General features: G+C 58.9%; 15 protein-coding genes and 3 tRNA genes. 10 read left to right on the top strand and 8 right to left on the bottom strand.

All coding sequences use genetic code 11. The features are described from left to right. Positions 1 to 197: 197 nt before the first annotated feature. A complete protein-coding gene (locus tag LIS66_RS12405) occupies positions 198 to 1,277 on the top strand; it encodes a hypothetical protein (RefSeq protein ID WP_227974406.1) in 1,080 nt (359 codons plus the stop codon). A gap of 51 nt (positions 1,278 to 1,328) precedes the next feature. On the opposite strand, the gene LIS66_RS12410 is transcribed toward LIS66_RS12405, so the two are convergent. Further along, positions 1,329 to 2,402, bottom strand: coding sequence for a 3-deoxy-7-phosphoheptulonate synthase (locus tag LIS66_RS12410; RefSeq protein WP_042610375.1), 1,074 nt, complete (start codon positions 2,400 to 2,402; stop codon positions 1,329 to 1,331). A 336-nt stretch (positions 2,403 to 2,738) separates the two neighbouring features. Next, positions 2,739 to 2,867, bottom strand: a complete 129-nt coding sequence (locus LIS66_RS27735) for a hypothetical protein (protein WP_265583234.1) — start codon at positions 2,865 to 2,867, stop codon at positions 2,739 to 2,741. 142 nt (positions 2,868 to 3,009) lie between these two features. On the opposite strand from LIS66_RS27735, the gene LIS66_RS12415 reads away from it, so the two are divergent. The 6 genes from LIS66_RS12415 (at position 3,010) to LIS66_RS12440 (ending at position 6,897) form a co-directional block, all read left to right on the top strand. Further along, positions 3,010 to 3,453 carry a GNAT family N-acetyltransferase gene (locus LIS66_RS12415; RefSeq protein ID WP_042610376.1) on the top strand — a complete coding sequence of 148 codons (444 nt, stop codon included), beginning with the start codon at positions 3,010 to 3,012 and terminating at the stop codon, positions 3,451 to 3,453. Between the two features lie 127 nt (positions 3,454 to 3,580). Further along, positions 3,581 to 4,222 carry a UvrY/SirA/GacA family response regulator transcription factor gene (gene uvrY, locus LIS66_RS12420; protein WP_024012761.1) on the top strand — a complete coding sequence of 214 codons (642 nt, stop codon included), beginning with the start codon at positions 3,581 to 3,583 and terminating at the stop codon, positions 4,220 to 4,222. 2 nt (positions 4,223 to 4,224) lie between these two features. Further along, on the top strand, positions 4,225 to 6,048 hold the full coding sequence (gene uvrC, locus LIS66_RS12425) for an excinuclease ABC subunit UvrC (protein ID WP_042610377.1): 1,824 nt from the start codon (positions 4,225 to 4,227) through the stop codon (positions 6,046 to 6,048). Positions 6,049 to 6,080: 32 nt separating this feature from the next. Continuing rightward, positions 6,081 to 6,641 carry a CDP-diacylglycerol--glycerol-3-phosphate 3-phosphatidyltransferase gene (gene pgsA / locus LIS66_RS12430; RefSeq protein ID WP_042610378.1) on the top strand — a complete coding sequence of 187 codons (561 nt, stop codon included), beginning with the start codon at positions 6,081 to 6,083 and terminating at the stop codon, positions 6,639 to 6,641. A 60-nt stretch (positions 6,642 to 6,701) separates the two neighbouring features. After that, a tRNA-Gly gene (locus LIS66_RS12435) sits at positions 6,702 to 6,777 on the top strand. Positions 6,778 to 6,823: 46 nt separating this feature from the next. Next, a tRNA-Cys gene (locus LIS66_RS12440) sits at positions 6,824 to 6,897 on the top strand. 85 nt (positions 6,898 to 6,982) lie between these two features. Here LIS66_RS12440 and LIS66_RS12445 read toward each other — a convergent pair. Beyond that, positions 6,983 to 7,516: a GAF domain-containing protein gene (locus tag LIS66_RS12445; protein WP_371919855.1), complete on the bottom strand. Its 534-nt coding sequence runs from the start codon at positions 7,514 to 7,516 to the stop codon at positions 6,983 to 6,985. Positions 7,517 to 8,019: 503 nt separating this feature from the next. On the opposite strand from LIS66_RS12445, the gene LIS66_RS12450 reads away from it, so the two are divergent. Together LIS66_RS12450 and LIS66_RS27740 are read left to right on the top strand one after the other, a co-directional pair. Further along, positions 8,020 to 8,106, top strand: a tRNA-Leu gene (locus tag LIS66_RS12450). Positions 8,107 to 8,264: 158 nt separating this feature from the next. Continuing rightward, on the top strand, positions 8,265 to 8,393 hold the full coding sequence (locus LIS66_RS27740; RefSeq protein ID WP_256590071.1) for a hypothetical protein: 129 nt from the start codon (positions 8,265 to 8,267) through the stop codon (positions 8,391 to 8,393). Positions 8,394 to 8,430: 37 nt separating this feature from the next. Here LIS66_RS27740 and LIS66_RS12455 read toward each other — a convergent pair whose 3' ends face one another. From LIS66_RS12455 to LIS66_RS12475, 5 genes are all read right to left on the bottom strand, one after another. Further along, positions 8,431 to 9,879, bottom strand: coding sequence for an MFS transporter (locus tag LIS66_RS12455; RefSeq protein ID WP_416220753.1), 1,449 nt, complete (start codon positions 9,877 to 9,879; stop codon positions 8,431 to 8,433). A gap of 129 nt (positions 9,880 to 10,008) precedes the next feature. Further along, positions 10,009 to 11,160: an MFS transporter gene (locus LIS66_RS12460; RefSeq protein WP_227974408.1), complete on the bottom strand. Its 1,152-nt coding sequence runs from the start codon at positions 11,158 to 11,160 to the stop codon at positions 10,009 to 10,011. A gap of 15 nt (positions 11,161 to 11,175) precedes the next feature. After that, a complete protein-coding gene (locus LIS66_RS12465; RefSeq protein ID WP_227974409.1) occupies positions 11,176 to 12,411 on the bottom strand; it encodes an aromatic ring-hydroxylating oxygenase subunit alpha in 1,236 nt (411 codons plus the stop codon). A 155-nt stretch (positions 12,412 to 12,566) separates the two neighbouring features. Beyond that, positions 12,567 to 13,913 (bottom strand): MmgE/PrpD family protein, encoded by a 1,347-nt coding sequence (locus tag LIS66_RS12470; RefSeq protein WP_227974410.1) that lies wholly within the window; start codon positions 13,911 to 13,913, stop codon positions 12,567 to 12,569. A gap of 140 nt (positions 13,914 to 14,053) precedes the next feature. Further along, the gene (locus tag LIS66_RS12475) at positions 14,054 to 15,013 is read right to left on the bottom strand and encodes a LysR family transcriptional regulator (RefSeq protein WP_042610383.1); all 960 of its coding nucleotides are present in this window, start codon (positions 15,011 to 15,013) and stop codon (positions 14,054 to 14,056) included. A 369-nt stretch (positions 15,014 to 15,382) separates the two neighbouring features. On the opposite strand from LIS66_RS12475, the gene LIS66_RS12480 reads away from it, so the two are divergent. After that, positions 15,383 to 16,417: a quaternary amine ABC transporter ATP-binding protein gene (locus LIS66_RS12480; protein ID WP_064361750.1), complete on the top strand. Its 1,035-nt coding sequence runs from the start codon at positions 15,383 to 15,385 to the stop codon at positions 16,415 to 16,417. Positions 16,418 to 16,423: the final 6 nt, after the last annotated feature.

The raw sequence follows: 16,423 nt of genomic DNA on the forward strand, positions 1-16,423 counted from the left end.
GTGAAATCCGAATCGGAAGTTCATTGGGTCGTTTGTCGGCATAAGAGCCCGAAGCCCCCACTTGCCTACTTTGCGAGTAGCGATTACGCCGGCTTCGCGACGTATGCGGCTGACAGCCAGGACAGTCAAAGAAGTCCTCAATGTAGGTGTCGGTGTCGTCATCCAGGGCGGCACGTTATCCATGGAGTGGAGACGAAATGAATCACCATGAAATCGAGTTTTGCTGGCGCATGCATCAGCCGGTCGCGGCTCAAGTGTCTGCCGAACCGCTGTTCGCGCCGACGATCGACGGTCTGGAGGGCAGCGTCCTCGACCCTTCGCTAACCAGGGTCGTCGTACGGATCGCGCCCTACGCCAACATGACCTGTGGCGATCAGTTGGTGCTGTACTGGGAGGGGCTGGATATCGAAGGTTTTGCCTATCAATACGAGAGGATCCGGTTTATCAGCCAGGCCCAGGTGGGCAAAGACGTCATCTTCGTCATCAAGGGCATGCATGTGGCCGCGCTGGACGGAGGTTCGCTGCAGGTCTACTGGGCACTGCAAAGTCCACGCGTCCCCGGCCCCGTGGAGTCTGCTCGCTTGCAATTGTCTGTGGGGGATGTCCGTCCGCAGCTGTTGGCGCCGCATATAGAGGGCTCGGTCAACGGGGCGCTGGAGCCGTTGCGCGTTGCCGAAGGCACGCTGGTGACGCTGCAGCCTTACGCGCGAATGTCCGTGGGCGACCGGGTGATGTTGTCCTGGCACGGAGATACCTCGCCCGAGATTTTCACCGATGCATTGAAGGTGGAGGCCTATGCGGTTGGCCAAAGTCTTTCATTCTGGGTGCCGTGCAGCTACATCGAAGCCCATCGCGGTGGCGAGGTGGTTGTCGGTTACCGTGTCGAACAACCCTGCGCAACCATTCGAACGTCAGAGCCCGCCACTGTTTTCATCGGGCCTGCGGCGCGTGCGCAACTGGTTGCGCCGGATGTTGTCGGCGCGATTGACGACGTGTTGTCAGTGAAGGATTCGGTAGACGGGGTTGCCATTCTCATTGAGGACGCGCAAGTGCAGGAGGATGAGTTGGTCTATCTCAAGCTTGACGGCGAATTTTTCGGCCACCGGGATGACCTTGAAATCACTCCGGAGATGGCCGGGCAACCGCTGAGTTTCACCGTCCCTCACCGCTTCTGGCGTGAACATCACGGCACAACAGTCGAAATTGGCTACACGGTTGAACGCCTGGATGACGTCAGTCAGCAATCCGCGGTGAGACGGATCAATGTAGTGGCATAGCCTGCGAGCTGCAGCCCTCCACGCTCTGTGTAAGCGGGAGGGCTGTTGCGATCAACGTTGGGTTTGCGCGAGGCGTCGCGCCGCGTCAGTCAACAATTGTTCCGTTGCGTCGAAGCCGAGGCAGCCATCGGTGATCGACACGCCGTAGCGCAGGGAATTGCTCAGCGGCTGGCAGCCTTCGAAGAGGTGCGATTCCAGCATCATGCCGATCAGCGAGCGGTCGCCACGAAGGCGCTGCTCAAGAACGTCGTTGAAGACTGCTGGCTGACGCAGTGGATCCTTGCCGCTATTGGCATGGCTGCAATCGACCATGATCCGGCTCGGGATTTTCAGTCGGCTGAGCTCGGCGCTGATCTTGGCCACGCTGGTCGCGTCGTAGTTTGGCCCTTGATGGCCGCCGCGCAGCACCATGTGGGTGTCAGCGTTGCCAGCGGTCTGCACGATCGCTGGATGCCCTTGGCTATCCACGCCGAAGTGCCGATGCGGATGGGCTGCCGAACGCATGGCGTCGACAGCAACGGCGGCGCCACCGTCGGTGCCGTTCTTGAAACCCACCGGCATGTTCAGGCCGCTGGCCATTTCCCGGTGAATTTGCGATTCGGTGGTGCGGGCACCAATGGCCACCCAGCTGAGCAGGTCATCGAAGTAGTTAGCGGCCATGGGTTGTAGCAGCTCGGTGGCCACCGGTAGACCGAGACGGATCATTTCCAGCATGAGTTCGCGGGACAGCGTCAGGCCCGTAGCCATGTCGTCAGTGCCGTCCAGATGCGGATCGTAGGCCAGGCCTTTCCAGCCGACCGTCGTACGCGGCTTTTCAACGTAGGCGCGCATGACCAGCAGCATTTCCTCGCTGACATCCTGGGCCAGACGAGAGAGTCTGGCAGCGTATTCGATTGCTGATTGCGGGTCATGGATAGAGCAGGGGCCAACGATCACCAGCAGGCGCGGGTCTTCGCCGTTGAGGATGGCGCGCACCGCCTGGCGGTGGGCATTGACCTGCTGATGCAGGGAATGGCTGAGCGGTAATTGCTGTTTGAGTTGCAACGAGCTGGGCAGACGCAGGGTCAGTGCTTCGTTGGCAGAATCGAGTGTGGACAGCGGCAGAGCGGAAACTGAAGAGTTCATGTTCGGTCTTCCTGGGCGGATGGCGGGTATTTCCCGCGCGCTCGGCCCTATTGGGGTGTTCGACAAATGGCCGTACTGGCTAGGGGTGTATGTTTGCCACCTGTGGGTGACCGATCGGAGGCGGCAGGCTGTCCCGAGCGGAGGCTGGTAAATCGCCAGGCGCTAAAGCTGTCGTAACGGTAATAAGTGGCGTAGTTCATGATGTGATCCTCGAATCGTCTGGTGTGGTGCTGGAAAATATTGGGCCTGAAAAAACAAAACCCCCGATCGGGAAGCCGACCGGGGGTTGAGAAATCTCTGGTAGGCGACCCGTTTTTCATGGGCGCCGTTTGGGTATCAGGCGCGCCAGTGGCTAAACCAATACCCAAAATAAAAACTGGCAGGAGCGCACACGTCATTCACCCGGGCAGGCGCAATCGAGCGCGGGGCGCTGGCGATGCGTGACTGTGCGAGGGCGTTGAACATGGTTTTCTCCGTTGAGTGCGCCGAGCTTACTCGACGCTGGTGCGCATCAGCAATCAGAAAATGCTATTACCAGTTGAGCAAAACCGCTATCGCTGGCAAATGATTCGGGTTGAGTAAATTTTTGTGGTTATGGAGGGGCTGAATGAGCTACCGAATTCGGCATGCCACCGATGATGACCTGGCTTTCGCGCGGGGCCTGACCTGTCGCAACATGCTGCGCTATTACATTGACCACGATCTGTTGTGGCAGGACGAAGCGTTCGACGCAGGCTGGCACTATCGTGACAGCTGGTTGATTGTTCGGGAGGAAACCCCGATCGGGTTTTTCAGTCTGAGCCAGGATGCGCGGGCGCTGTACGTCCGAGAATTGCAGATCGATCAGGCTTGGCAAGGGCAGGGCGCCGGTTCCTGGGCCATTGATCAGGTTATCGGCATGGCCCTTCAGGCAAGACGACCGGCGCTGCGGTTGACGGTGTTCGATAACAACCCGGCGCAAAAACTGTACGGGCACAAAGGACTGCGCATCGTCGGCAGGGATGAGTATTTCCTGAGGATGCAGCTCGATTTAAGTACAGCTGTGCTCTGAAACCCACAGCCGGCAAGCCCTCAATGACGAATTGAAACTTTTTAAATGCGGCTTTCCGCTAGGTCTGTCAGGCACTTTTTGCTAAGGTGTCCGGCATCCCAATAAGACCATATCGCGAGGTGTCTGCTTGATTAGGGTGCTAGTGGTCGATGACCATGATCTCGTTCGTACAGGCATTACACGGATGCTGGCCGATATCGATGGCCTGCAGGTGGTGGGTCAGGCCGAATCAGGTGAAGAGTCCCTGATCAAGGCACGGGAGTTGAAGCCTGACGTCGTGCTGATGGACGTCAAGATGCCAGGCATCGGCGGCCTCGAAGCCACGCGAAAGCTGCTGCGCAGCCATCCCGACATCAAGGTGGTTGCTGTCACCGTGTGCGAGGAAGACCCTTTCCCGACGCGTCTGCTGCAGGCTGGCGCCGCCGGTTACCTGACCAAAGGGGCAGGCTTGCCGGAAATGGTCCAGGCCATTCGCCTGGTGTTCGCCGGCCAGCGCTACATCAGTCCGCAGATCGCCCAGCAGTTGGCGATCAAGTCCTTCCAGCCAACCAATGACTCGCCATTCGATGCCCTGTCCGAGCGGGAAATCCAGATCGCATTGATGATTGTCGGTTGCCAGAAGGTGCAGATCATTTCCGACAAACTGTGCCTGTCGCCGAAAACCGTGAACACCTACCGCTACCGCATTTTCGAGAAACTTTCGATCAGCAGCGACGTTGAGTTGACGCTCCTCGCGGTGCGACATGGCATGGTGGATGCCAGCGCCTGACCATGACCGAAATATTTGATTCCAGTGCTTTCCTGTCCACCGTCAGCGGTCGCCCCGGCGTCTATCGCATGTTCGACAGCGAGGCGCGTCTGCTCTATGTGGGTAAAGCGAAAAACCTGAAGAAGCGTCTGGCGAGCTATTTTCGCAAGACCGGGCTGGCGCCGAAGACTGCTGCACTGGTCGGGCGTATCGCTCAGGTCGAAACCACCATCACAGCCAACGAAACCGAAGCGCTGTTGCTGGAACAGACGCTGATCAAGGAGTGGCGCCCGCCCTACAACATTCTGCTGCGTGACGATAAGTCCTATCCCTATGTGTTTTTGTCGGATGGGCAGTTTCCGCGCCTGAGCATTCATCGCGGCGCCAAAAAAGCCAAGGGCAAGTATTTCGGCCCGTACCCGAGTGCCGGTGCCATCCGCGAGAGCCTGAGCATTCTGCAAAAAACCTTCTTTGTCCGTCAGTGCGAAGACAGCTATTACAAGAATCGCACCCGTCCATGCCTGCAATATCAGATCAAACGCTGCAAGGCGCCTTGTGTGGGCCTGGTCGAGCCTGATGTCTACGCCGAAGACGTGCGCCACTCGGTGATGTTCCTTGAAGGCCGCAGTCACGCGTTGACCAATGAGCTGTCCACGGCGATGGAAGAAGCGGCGATCAATCTCGAATTCGAGCGTGCCGCCGAATTGCGCGACCAAATTGCTTTGCTGCGCCGCGTTCAGGATCAGCAAAGCATGGAGGGCGGCACCGGTGATATCGATGTCATCGCGGCCTTCGTCAACCCCGGTGGCGCCTGTGTCCACCTGATCAGCGTGCGCGGCGGGCGAGTGCTGGGCAGCAAGAATTTCTTCCCCCAGGTCGGCATCGAGGAAGAAGTTTCCGAAGTCATGGCGGCCTTCCTCGGCCAGTACTACATCAGTAGCCCCGAACGGGATCTGCCGAGCGAACTGATCGTCAACGTGGTTCACGAGGACTTCCCGGCGCTGATCGAAGGCATCCATACCTTGCGCGGCCGCGAATTGGCGATCAGCCACCGGGTGCGCGGTACGCGAGCGCGCTGGCAACAACTGGCCGTGACCAACGCTGAGCAAGCGTTGGGCGCGCGGCTGGCCAATCGTCAGCACACGGCTGCGCGATTCGACGCGCTGGCCGAGGTGTTGAACCTCGACGAGCCGCCGCAACGCCTGGAATGCTATGACATCAGTCATTCCAGCGGCGAGGCGACGGTGGCCTCGTGCGTGGTCTTCGGGCCGGAAGGGGCAATCAAGTCGGATTACCGTCGCTACAACATCGAAGGCGTCACCGCCGGCGACGATTATGCGGCCATGCACCAGGCGCTGACCCGCCGCTTCAGCAAACTCAAGGACGGCGAGGGCAAGTTGCCAGACATCCTGCTGGTCGACGGTGGCAAGGGCCAGCTGTCGATGGCCCGTGATGTCCTCAACGAACTGGCCGTGCCCGACCTGATCCTTTTGGGCGTCGCAAAAGGTGCCACCCGCAAGGCCGGTTTCGAAACGTTGTATCTGAATGATGCAGCCCACGAGTTCACATTGCGCGGCGATTCGCCTGCCTTGCACCTGATCCAGCAGATCCGCGATGAGGCGCATCGCTTCGCGATTACGGGACACCGCGCCCGCCGCGGCAAGACGCGCCGCACCTCAACGCTGGAAGGCGTGGCAGGGGTAGGGCCGACCCGACGCCGTGACCTGTTGAAACATTTTGGTGGATTGCAGGAGCTGTCTCGTGCAAGCATCGAAGAGATCGCCAAAGCCCCGGGGATCAGTAAAAAGCTCGCTGAGTCGATTTATGCGAACCTGCATAGTGAGTAGAATGCCCCTTCACCTCGTAGCCAGTTGTGCCGATGAATATCCCTAATCTGATTACCGTTCTACGCGTCCTGCTCATCCCGATCTTCATTTTGCTGTTCTATCTGCCTTACGAATGGAGTTACATGGCCTCCGCCTCGGTGTTCGCCTTCGCGGCCGCCACCGACTGGCTCGATGGTTATCTGGCGCGCCGACTGGAGCAGAGCACACCCTTCGGTGCGTTTCTCGATCCGGTCGCCGACAAGCTGATGGTGGCTGTCGCCCTGGTCCTGCTGGTGCAGGAACACGGCAATCTCTGGCTCACGCTGCCCGCAGCGGTCATCATCGGTCGTGAGATCGTGATTTCGGCGCTGCGCGAATGGATGGCCGAACTCGGCGCCCGGGCACAGGTGGCAGTTTCGAATCTGGGCAAATGGAAAACCGCGGCGCAGATGCTCGCGCTGGTGATCCTGCTGGCCCATCCAAAGGCGTTCAGCTTCTGGGTCGTGCTCGGTTATACGCTGCTGATGGTCTCTGCAGGGCTGACCCTGTGGTCGATGGTTCAATACCTTCGCGCCGCCTGGCCGCACCTGAAGACCGATGTCGAAAAGAAATAAAACTTTTTTGAATCAAGGGGTTGACGGGGCTTCTTAATTCTATAGAATGCGCCACACCAAGCGGGAATAGCTCAGTTGGTAGAGCACGACCTTGCCAAGGTCGGGGTCGCGAGTTCGAGTCTCGTTTCCCGCTCCAATTTGTACAGTGTTTGTTGTTGCGCTACTGACAGCGAATACTTTGAGGCCGAGTAGCAAAATGGTTATGCAGTGGATTGCAAATCCACCTACGCCGGTTCGATTCCGACCTCGGCCTCCACTATCAAAAGCCCCGTAGATCAATGATCTACGGGGTTTTTTGTTGTCTGCAAGAAAGTTGGGTAATCCTCGACCAATGAACAGGGCTACTCAGTCAGGCACGCCCCGGTCTTGATATGGGTAACGCCCTCAACAGTCAGATTCGAGAAAAAGATACAGCCGATAAGCCGTGCGAACAGCGTCAATGTTTCTGCCATATCCGGGTTGTCGAATAGCACAGACCTTGAATCCAAAGCACACAGTGCGCCCCACAATCTGCCATCCGGCAGGAAAACAGGCGCGCCTGCGTAGCTCTCGATCGAATACTGCTTCACCACAGGACGTGACGAAAGCCGTCCATCCTGGCTGATTTGTGGAAGGAAGAGGGCTTGAGGGTTTCTGCGAAACTCACTGCAAAGCGTGGTTTCCAAATCCAGCGTATCACCGACGTTTATCCCCAGTTCGATCGGATCGTAGGCGGAACAGACGATCCACTCGGTTTCCGTGAATTTGGCAATGCCGGCAAAGCGCGTACCGGTCAGACGGGTGACAAGCTGCAGGATGTTGGTGGTCGCCTCGATCTCGGCGATCGCGGAGCGCTCCTCGGGGCTCAAAGACGCTTTGAGAACGGTGTCACTCATTTGCATAGGGTCAAATCTCCTGATTGCTGGTACATCCCTGAGCTGGGCTCTGGTGACGTGTTGTGGAAGTCAGCGCCCGTGGGGGCGGGGTCGTGGTGAAAGGTGCAGGCTTGTTTGGTCCAATCGCTGATTCCGGCGTCATCGTTTAGCGTAGACACCTCGGCGAGTTATGGGTTGCTTCTTCATATCGCCAACGCAGAAAAATCTCTGGCCCGGTATGCGAAAGCAGTGGTAACCTTCTGATCTTATTGATGTTTCGCTTTAATTATGTGCCCGGTTGCCTCGATTTACCGGCAGCTTCGGCTCTACTTCAAGCACGCTTCGTAGCTCAATGATTCCAATGACTTTTTGCTAAGCAGTCGCCAGCAAGATTTAGTCTTCAAATCGACCACTGCGAACTTGCTTCACCGGGACGTCATGTATATATTCCCCGCTCGGCTTTTCAAGCAGCCATCCTGTCAGGATCGCAACCGCAAGGCTGAGCAACGCAACACCGCGCTACCGCCCGAATGGCGAAACTGGTAGACGCATGGGACTTAAAATCCCCCGCTCGTAAGGGCGTGCCGGTTCGATTCCGGCTTCGGGCACCATCTTTCAACAAAGGCCTGCGAGCGAAAGCGACGCAGGCCTTTGTGCATTTCCGCTTCCCTGTTTTTGCTCTCTCCGCCTCGGGAGCGATGTTCGAAATCCGGAACTGCCAGCCCTTCGCCGATGCCGAAATAGCAACGACAACGACGAGGGCAGACACATGACTGACGAAAAAACCGAAGCGCCGGAAGATCTCCCCGATGAACCGACCCCTGCGCATTCCACTGAAGAAGAGCGCGAGCGCTTGAAAGACTTCAACAAGGACGGGATCCCGCCGGGGAGTTGCTGATCACAAGGAGTCAGGCGTTTCCCCGACGTCTGACTCTTCAACTCCCAGCGGCACTCGACTCGGCCTGCGTCACCAATTCCCCGCTGATCGCATCGACCATGGCCGGATGCTCCTCTGCTGCCACGCGCAAATCCTCGGTGACCCGCAACTCTGCACCCGTCGGCGAAAAAGTCGCTGCCGCTGCGAAGGGGGCAGGGTTGGCCGGCACCGGGCGTTTGCCGCAGCGCCAGAAGAAAAAGCTGACCATGCACAGATTGACCATTGCGAATACCCAGAACAGGCCGTTGGCGCCGAACGAGTTCATCACCGGCGAGATCATCATCGGGCTGATGGCCGAGCCCAGCGAGTTGATCAGCAGCAAACCCTGAATCATCGGCACCAGCGCTTCGGCGGGGGCGCGGTCGGCGGCGTGGCTGACGGCAACCGGGTACAGCGCGAACACGCCGCCACCGAGCAGAAACAGCATCGCTGCGAGCATGGTCGAGGACAGCGGCATCAGCACGATCACCAGCGATAACGCAGTGCACGCCACCGCCAGCAGGGTCAGCACTTGCAAGCGATCCGTGCGGTCGGACCAGCGGCCGACCGGATACTGCAGAAGCATCGCGCCGAGGATCGTCCAGGCCATCATGCTGCCGACTTCACCGACATCCAGACCGCTGCGTTGCAGATACAGCGGCAGCAAGGTGTAGATCGCCGCGATGGTCACCCCCGAGCCGAAACAGCCGACCAGCCCAGTCGGCGTTACGCCCAGCAGTTGTCGAGGCTTGAGCGGCTCGACCTGATCGAGCAGCGGTGAGACCCGTGGCAGGATCACGATTGGCAGCACCGACAGCGCAGCGAGCATGCCGGCGACCATGAACGGCGCGCTGTCGCTCATGCCGGTGATGGTTCCCAGCGTGGCCTGGCCCAAAACGCCGGCGCCATAGAGAACGATCATGTACAGCGCGAGCAAGCGTCCGCGAATCTTCTCGTCACCCGCCAGCAGCAGCCAGCTTTCGATCACCAGAAACACCCCGACCGTGGCCCAGCCATTGATCAGGCGCAGGACGAGCCAGCCCCAAGTGTCATAGAACAAGCCCTGCATCAGGATCGTCACGGCAATCAGCGAGGCGAAGCTGCCGTACGCGCGAATGTGGCCGATGCGCAGGATCAGCCGGTCATTGAACACCGCGCCCAGGGTCAGGCCCATGAAGTAGGCTGATGAAACAATCCCGATCATTGTCGCCGAGGCACCGGCGGCGTCCAGGCGAAGGGTGGTCAGGGAGGAAAGAAAACCGTTGCCCAGAGCAATAATGAACAGCCCGAGCAGGGGCGCCAGCGCCATGGCCAGCAAACGCGGAGACATAAAAACCTCAAGAAATCGAACAGCGCAACGTGCGCCTCTGCGCGTGCGGTTGCCAGGCTGGAACAGGTGTTGGGCAAGTGTCTGCCGGTCGGGCAGGGTTGTGGTGTCGGACGACATGGCCGGCTCTGCAATTCGCATCTGCGACAAGACAGCCGAATGCAGGAGCGCGCGGGATTCTAAGGCTTGTGCAGGATTTGCCAATAGCTGAAGGCTGCGACGTTAGGACGCAGGCCTCAGAGACTGTCGATCCGCCCCATGGGCGCCGCGTCAAGCCTTGAGAAACCTCGCGGCGCAACTGACGAACAGCAACAGCAACACCACGCCACCCAGCGCGAAGACCAGCGAACTGAAATGGGCGAGCATGCCGATGAACGCCGGCCCCATCAGAATCCCCGCGTAGCCCATGGAAATGATCGCCGGAATGGCCGTGCGCTGCGGCATGCGCTGTTGCCGACCGGCGGCGCTGAATAATACCGGGACGATGTTCGAGCATCCGGCGCCGACCAGCGCGTAGCCCAGCAATGACGCCGGCCAGCCATCGAACACCAGTGAAACCAGCATGCCGACTGCCGCGCAGATGCCGCCCAGTGTCACCACGCGAATGCCGCCCAGTCGGCTGACAATCGCGTCTCCGGTCAGCCGTCCGAGGGTCATTGCCGCGGCGAAACAGGCGTAGCCCAAACCTGCGTAGCTCGCTGGCATATCGCGCTGTGAAGCCAGAAACACCGCGCTCCAATCGAGCATTGCGCCTTCGGTGAGGAACACGATGAAGCAGAGGATCCCCAGTAGCAGGACGATTCCGCGCGGAATCGCGAAGATCGGCCCGTCGCGTTCGGTGCCATAAGGCAACAGGTTCGGCGCAGCCTTGTACAGCGAGGCAACGATGATCGCCACCAGGCACAACACCGCCAACAGCGGATCGAGCCCGAGGCTGAGCATCGCCGTCATCGCGCCAGCACCGGCGATCCCGCCCACGCTGTAGAGCCCGTGGAAACCCGATTGCAGGGTTTCGCCGCTGTTCTTTTCGACGATGATCGACTGGATATTGATCGCGCAATCGAGCATGCCCATGCTCGCGCCGAACAACAGTACGGTGAGCGCCAGCCCGGGCAACCCCGCCAGATGGCTCAGCATCGGCAGCACCGCACACAAGACCAGGGTTGAAGCGATGATCACCGGGCGGCAGCCAAATCGCGCGGTCAGGTAACCGGCGAACGGCATGGCCACGATCGAACCGATGCCAAAACCCAGCAACAACAGGCCCAGACCACCTTCATCCAGCCCGGTGCGCGCTTTCACCAGCGGAACCAGCGGCGCCCACGCCGACATGACGATGCCTGTGATCAGGAAAACGATCCGCGTGGACGCGCGTTCGCCGTGGTTTTCGCGAATTGCCAGAGACGAGGTGCATGCACTCATGGACAGATGCGCCAATCAACCAACCGACTTCAACGAAATCGGCCCTTTCAGCCGATCCATCATCGTCGCGCAGTACCAGTCATCGAACTGACAGACCCCGGTTTCGGCGGTTTCCGAATACGGGCCGGGTTCGTAGGAAGGCGAGGTCACCCCGCGTTGGGTGCCTTCGACCAGCGTGCGGTCCTGATCGTTGGTGGCAATCCACACTTTGGTCAGGCGCTCGATATCGTAGTCAACGCCTTCCACGGCCGTGTTGTGCACCAGCCATTTGGTGGTGACCAGTGTTTCGGTAGCGCTGATCGGCAGCACACGGAAACTCAGCGCATGGTCGCCAAGGAAATGGTTCCAGGTCGACGGGTAGTGGAAGTACAGCAGCGCGCCGATGTCGGCTTCGGAGGTTTTGTCGAGGCGACCATTGACCGCCGGCTTGCCGTCCATGGTGTAGCTGACGGCGCCGGATGAAAGCGGGATGCGCGTCATGCGGAACTGGCCATTGATGTCCATTACCAGACGGCTGGGCAATCCGGCCTTTTCGCACTTGGCCCAGTACGCCGACAGCTCGGGATCATCTTCACCGCTGATGCCACCGACCGACAGGTTATCGACAAACGAATGCAGGAGTTCTGGGTGTGAGCCGTCGCAGTGATAGCACTCGCGATTGTTTTCAAAAACCAGTTTCCAGTTGCCTTTCTCGATGATGTTCGACTCGAACGCGACTTTGCAGTCCGCAAGGTAGTGCGGCGCGACAAAAGGGCTGACGGCCTTGCGGAAACCTTCGAAGTCCGGCGCCTTCGCGGCCACGCAGACATAAATGTAGGTATCGACGATTTCGCAGTGCACGCTTTTCAGGTTGTATTGAGACTTGTCGAAGTCCTGCCCCATGTTGCCAGCGAATAACAGGTTGCCATCCAGCTCGTAAGTCCACTTGTGATACGGGCAAACCATCTTCGCCACTTTGCCATGGTCGGCCTCACAGATTTTCGCGCCACGGTGCCGACAGGCGTTGTGAAAAGCCCGAACCTCACCGTCCTTGCCGCGAACGACGGCCACCGGATAGTCACCAATCTGCAGGGTGAAGTACTGCCCTGGTTTGGTGATTTCGAAGGTATGGCCGGCGAAGATCCAATCCTTGTGCCAGATCTGCTCAAGATCCTGACGGTAAACGTCCTTACTGCGGTAGAGCGCGCCCGGCAGCGAATGCCACGGCTTGCGTTGTGCGATCAGGTCATAAACGCTTTGCTTGTTGTTCATTGTTATCCTCCCAGGACTTCGATCTTGAGCGGTCACCTTTAACCGTGACTTTCTACATAAGCGAACGATAAGCCTCAGCCTATCGGGCGCAGGACAAACGCCACAACCGACATTTGCTGCGGGCAATTAATGATTTGCGGTTATCGATGGACGGTTCACGGTGACGACGGTATCGCTTGAAAAACAGGCTGCAGGGCGGTGATCGCGCAGCGGGCCTGGGCGATGTCCCTGATCGCCGTTTTCACAGCGGTACTGCGCTCATGGCCGAGACCCTGAGCGAACAGATCAAACTTTTGCTGCAGCTCTTCGACGCTCAAAGGCGTGTGCGGATCGCCGCGCGCAGCGGTGATCGGGCTCACCAGTACTTGGCCATTTTTCAAGGTAATGCTCAGCCGCGAGAGGATTTCCTCTGGGAATCGCGCCGAGATATCGGCGGCTTCAACGATTTCGATGCGGGCGCTGAGGGCGAGAATATCCGGCGCAGAAATAGCCGAACCGGTGACTTCCTCAGGGCCGACCTTGCCTCTGACAATCAGCGCTGCCAGCGGAAATGCGAGGGCGTATTGCGCTTGATCGGCGTCCTTCGGCGAATGCCCCTGCAGGCACATCGATTCATAAAACGTTTCCACCCGGATGGTTTCGATCGAATCGGCAGCAAGCAGCGGATGTTGCCGTTGCAGCTCGAGCATCGCCGTCAGCGCTGGTTGCGCCCAGCGGCAGACCGGCCAGGGCTTGAAGTACTGGCTGTCGATTTCCCAACGCTGACCGAGGTCGCGCCAGTGTTCCGCGACCGTAACGTCTTCGACCGTTTCCGCCGGCGCCCCGGTGATGCCTTCCATGGCCATGAACAGCGCGTTGAGACCGGCGAATGCGCCTGCGCCGTGGGCATCACGCAGCATCGTCGGCGCCTGCACCACGCGCATCATCGGGCAACGCGCGCTGAAGTATTCGGCAATGCCCAAAGCGTGGCGAAAGGTGGCCTCATCCAGACCCAACAATCGCGCCCCGGCACAGACCACCCCCAGCGCGGAAAAGCCACCGGAAGCGTGATAGGTGGGCGAGGTCGCCATCAGTGCCGAGCCAGCACGCAGTGCGGTTTCGTAACCAATGCACAGAGCGCTCAGCAGCTCATGCCCAGTGATGGATCGGCCCTGATGATGCAGCGCATCGGCGAGCGCAAGCACGGCGGGTACCACGGTCGCCCCGGCATGGCCCTTGGATTTGAAGTGGCCTTCATGGGCATCGAGGCTGTCAGCGCTGAATCCGCCGGCCCAGGCTGCGCCGAGCACATTGACGCGTTGCCCGGCAAAGATCAGGCGACTGCTGTAGAGACCGGCCGGATAGTGCCGTTCGGCAAACCGGCGCATGGCGACAGTGGTGCCATTGCTCGCCGCGCCGGCCATGACACCGATGATATCCAGCAGACTGTTTTGCACGATGGCGCGGGTTTTCTGCGGAGCGTGGAGAAAATCAAAATCGCGAGAGAATTCGAAGAGTGACATGCAGCAAGCCCTTCCTGTGTGTTGAGCGCGACCGTGCTTGGTCGGCGCCGCTCAACAATGGGTCAGGCGAGGGAGCTGCTCCAGCGACATTTTCGTCGGGCTATTGATAACCAAAACGCCCGACGCTGGCGCAGTGCAGATCACCGGCGGGGAAACTTTGCCAGAATCCATTCGCGAAAGCGCCGCAATTCATCTTCATTGTCGGAATTTTCCCGGCAGCTCAAGTAGTGCCAACTGTTGCGCAACTGCACCTGTTGCTCGATCGGTCGCACCAGCAGGCCCTGCTGCACCAGCGAGGTGACCAGATGATTCCAGCCCAGCGCGATGCCTTGGTGAGTCAGGACCATGCTGATTAGCAGGTTGTAATCGTTGGCGTTGAAGATCTGCGGACTGTTGGTCGGGCGGTCGTCGATATCGATCGCCTGAAACGCCAGCCACACGCCCCAGTCGACGTGTTCGGCGACCTGCGAGCGGCCGTAAGGGCTGAGATTCAGCAACGCCGAATCGCGCACCCCCTCGATGGTGGAGATTTCCGGGTGCTGCTCCAGGTACTGCGGCGTGCACACCGGATAGATCACGTCGTGGCACAGCGGATAGCTTCTATAACCTTCGCGGATCCGCGAAATCTTGGTGATGAAGATGTCCGGCTGCACGCCGGGCTCCATGGTCAGAAAATTCTGCGTGGTGATCAGATTGAGTTCGATGTCCGGGCACTGAGCGAAGAATTCCTGCAAATGATTCGACAGCCACAATGCGGAAAAGGCCGGTGAGCAGCAGACCGTGAGCACCTTCTTGCTCGACTGGCTGCTGCGGATGCGTTCGGCGGCCTGGGCGATGTTGACGAACGACAATTGCGCGGCATCGAAGAACACCGCACCGGCGGCGGTCAGTTCTACCGCACGACCCACCCGGGTAAACAGTTGCGCGCCCAGATAGCTTTCCAGCTCACGGATCTGCCGACTGATCGCCGCTTGCGAAACGCACAACGCCTCGGCGGCGCGGGTGAAGCTTTCGTACTTGGCGGCCGCGACAAATGCCTTCACAGCCCGCAAGGACGGCATTTTCAACAGTATGGTGTCAGGGTCGACATGCTTGGTCATTCGTACACTCTCCTAACGATACAGCTCCCCAACGAAGCGCGAGGAGGGTAACGGAACGCTCTTCGCAGGGCCACGCCAGCGTCGCTTTGGGAATAGACCCGGTCGCTCACGGTGCGAAGCCGAAGGATCAGCCACGGCCGACCCTGCAACCGATAACCCGACGTTATCGAATTGTCCCTGTAAATGTAGTTGGATTAAGCGAGGTGATGCTAATAGATTTGCAACATCCCCTCTTTCCTGGGCACCCAAAAATAATAAAAGGAAACCCGTCGTGAAGACATTTATTGATTACCGCTGCCGTTCAAACATGGTTTCACTCAATTGCTCGTCGTTTAAAGCGATCGAAGTGCGACACGAAGGAGGCATGGTATGACAAGTTCCGACGAGATCATCTGCGTAAAGAATGTTTTCAAAGTCTTCGGCAACCAGCCAGCGCTGGCCATGAAGATGATTGAAGAGGGCGCCTCGAAAGCTGAAGTATTCAAAAAGACCGGTCAGGCAATTGGTGTATTCGACGCCAACTTTTCCGTTCGCCGAGGCGAAATCTTCGTGATCATGGGTTTGTCCGGCTCCGGCAAATCGACCATGGTCCGCCTGTTCAACCGGTTGATCGAACCGACCTCCGGCAAGATCTTCCTTAACGGCAAGGAGATCACCGGTCTGGCCGACAAGGATCTGCTGCAAGTCCGCCGCAAGGACATGGGCATGGTCTTCCAGTCATTCGCCCTGATGCCGCACATGAGCGTGATCGACAACGTCAGTTTCGGTCTGGAAATCAGCGGCGTCAGCGAGAAAGAACGCTACTGCCGGGCCATGGGCGCACTCGAGCAGGTCGGGCTTTCCGGTCAGGAACTCAGCTTCCCCCATCAACTCTCCGGCGGCATGCAGCAGCGCGTCGGCCTGGCCCGCGCCTTGGCCAACGACCCCGCCATTCTGCTGATGGACGAAGCGTTCTCTGCACTCGACCCGATGATTCGCAGCGAGATGCAAGGCGAATTGATCAAGCTTCAGGCCGAGCAGGATCGCACGATCATTTTTATCTCCCACGACATTGAAGAAGCGGTGCGCATCGGCCATCGCATCGCGATCATGGAGGGCGGGCGCGTGGTGCAGATCGGTACGCCGCGCGAACTGCTGTGCAATCCGGTGAATAAATACGTGAGGGACTTCTTCAATGGTTTCGACACCAGTCGAATATTGAAGGCCGGCGATATCGCTCAGCAGGATTCGAATGTTGTTTATTTGCCGGGCAGTCAAGTAACCATCAAGGCCGAAGCCTCATTGCGCGACATCTTTCATATAGTCGCGGCTTCGGCAACGCCAATGCCGGTAGTGGATGAAGTTGGACTTTATAAAGGTTCGATTTCCCAGGGGCATTTACTGAGCTGCCTGAGTAACAGCTGAACTCCG

It is taken from the genome of Pseudomonas sp. HN2, from assembly GCF_020736465.1.
GTDB classification, from domain to species: domain Bacteria; phylum Pseudomonadota; class Gammaproteobacteria; order Pseudomonadales; family Pseudomonadaceae; genus Aquipseudomonas; species Aquipseudomonas moraviensis_A.

Excerpts from the sequence above, each read along its gene's own strand:
- LIS66_RS27740 (WP_256590071.1), top strand. The coding sequence starts at position 8,265 with ATGACTGACGAAAAAACCGAAGCGCCGGAAGATCTCCCCGATGAACCG.
- LIS66_RS12445 (WP_371919855.1), bottom strand. The coding sequence starts at position 7,516 with ATGAGTGACACCGTTCTCAAAGCGTCTTTGAGCCCCGAGGAGCGCTCC.
- LIS66_RS12405 (WP_227974406.1), top strand. The coding sequence starts at position 198 with ATGAATCACCATGAAATCGAGTTTTGCTGGCGCATGCATCAGCCGGTC.
- LIS66_RS12455 (WP_416220753.1), bottom strand. The coding sequence starts at position 9,879 with ATGCGAATTGCAGAGCCGGCCATGTCGTCCGACACCACAACCCTGCCC.
- LIS66_RS12470 (WP_227974410.1), bottom strand. The coding sequence starts at position 13,913 with ATGTCACTCTTCGAATTCTCTCGCGATTTTGATTTTCTCCACGCTCCG.
- LIS66_RS12480 (WP_064361750.1), top strand. The coding sequence starts at position 15,383 with ATGACAAGTTCCGACGAGATCATCTGCGTAAAGAATGTTTTCAAAGTC.
- uvrC (WP_042610377.1), top strand. The coding sequence starts at position 4,225 with ATGACCGAAATATTTGATTCCAGTGCTTTCCTGTCCACCGTCAGCGGT.
- LIS66_RS12410 (WP_042610375.1), bottom strand. The coding sequence starts at position 2,402 with ATGAACTCTTCAGTTTCCGCTCTGCCGCTGTCCACACTCGATTCTGCC.
- LIS66_RS12465 (WP_227974409.1), bottom strand. The coding sequence starts at position 12,411 with ATGAACAACAAGCAAAGCGTTTATGACCTGATCGCACAACGCAAGCCG.
- LIS66_RS12475 (WP_042610383.1), bottom strand. The coding sequence starts at position 15,013 with ATGACCAAGCATGTCGACCCTGACACCATACTGTTGAAAATGCCGTCC.
- LIS66_RS12415 (WP_042610376.1), top strand. The coding sequence starts at position 3,010 with ATGAGCTACCGAATTCGGCATGCCACCGATGATGACCTGGCTTTCGCG.
- pgsA (WP_042610378.1), top strand. The coding sequence starts at position 6,081 with ATGAATATCCCTAATCTGATTACCGTTCTACGCGTCCTGCTCATCCCG.
- LIS66_RS27735 (WP_265583234.1), bottom strand. The coding sequence starts at position 2,867 with ATGTTCAACGCCCTCGCACAGTCACGCATCGCCAGCGCCCCGCGCTCG.
- LIS66_RS12460 (WP_227974408.1), bottom strand. The coding sequence starts at position 11,160 with ATGAGTGCATGCACCTCGTCTCTGGCAATTCGCGAAAACCACGGCGAA.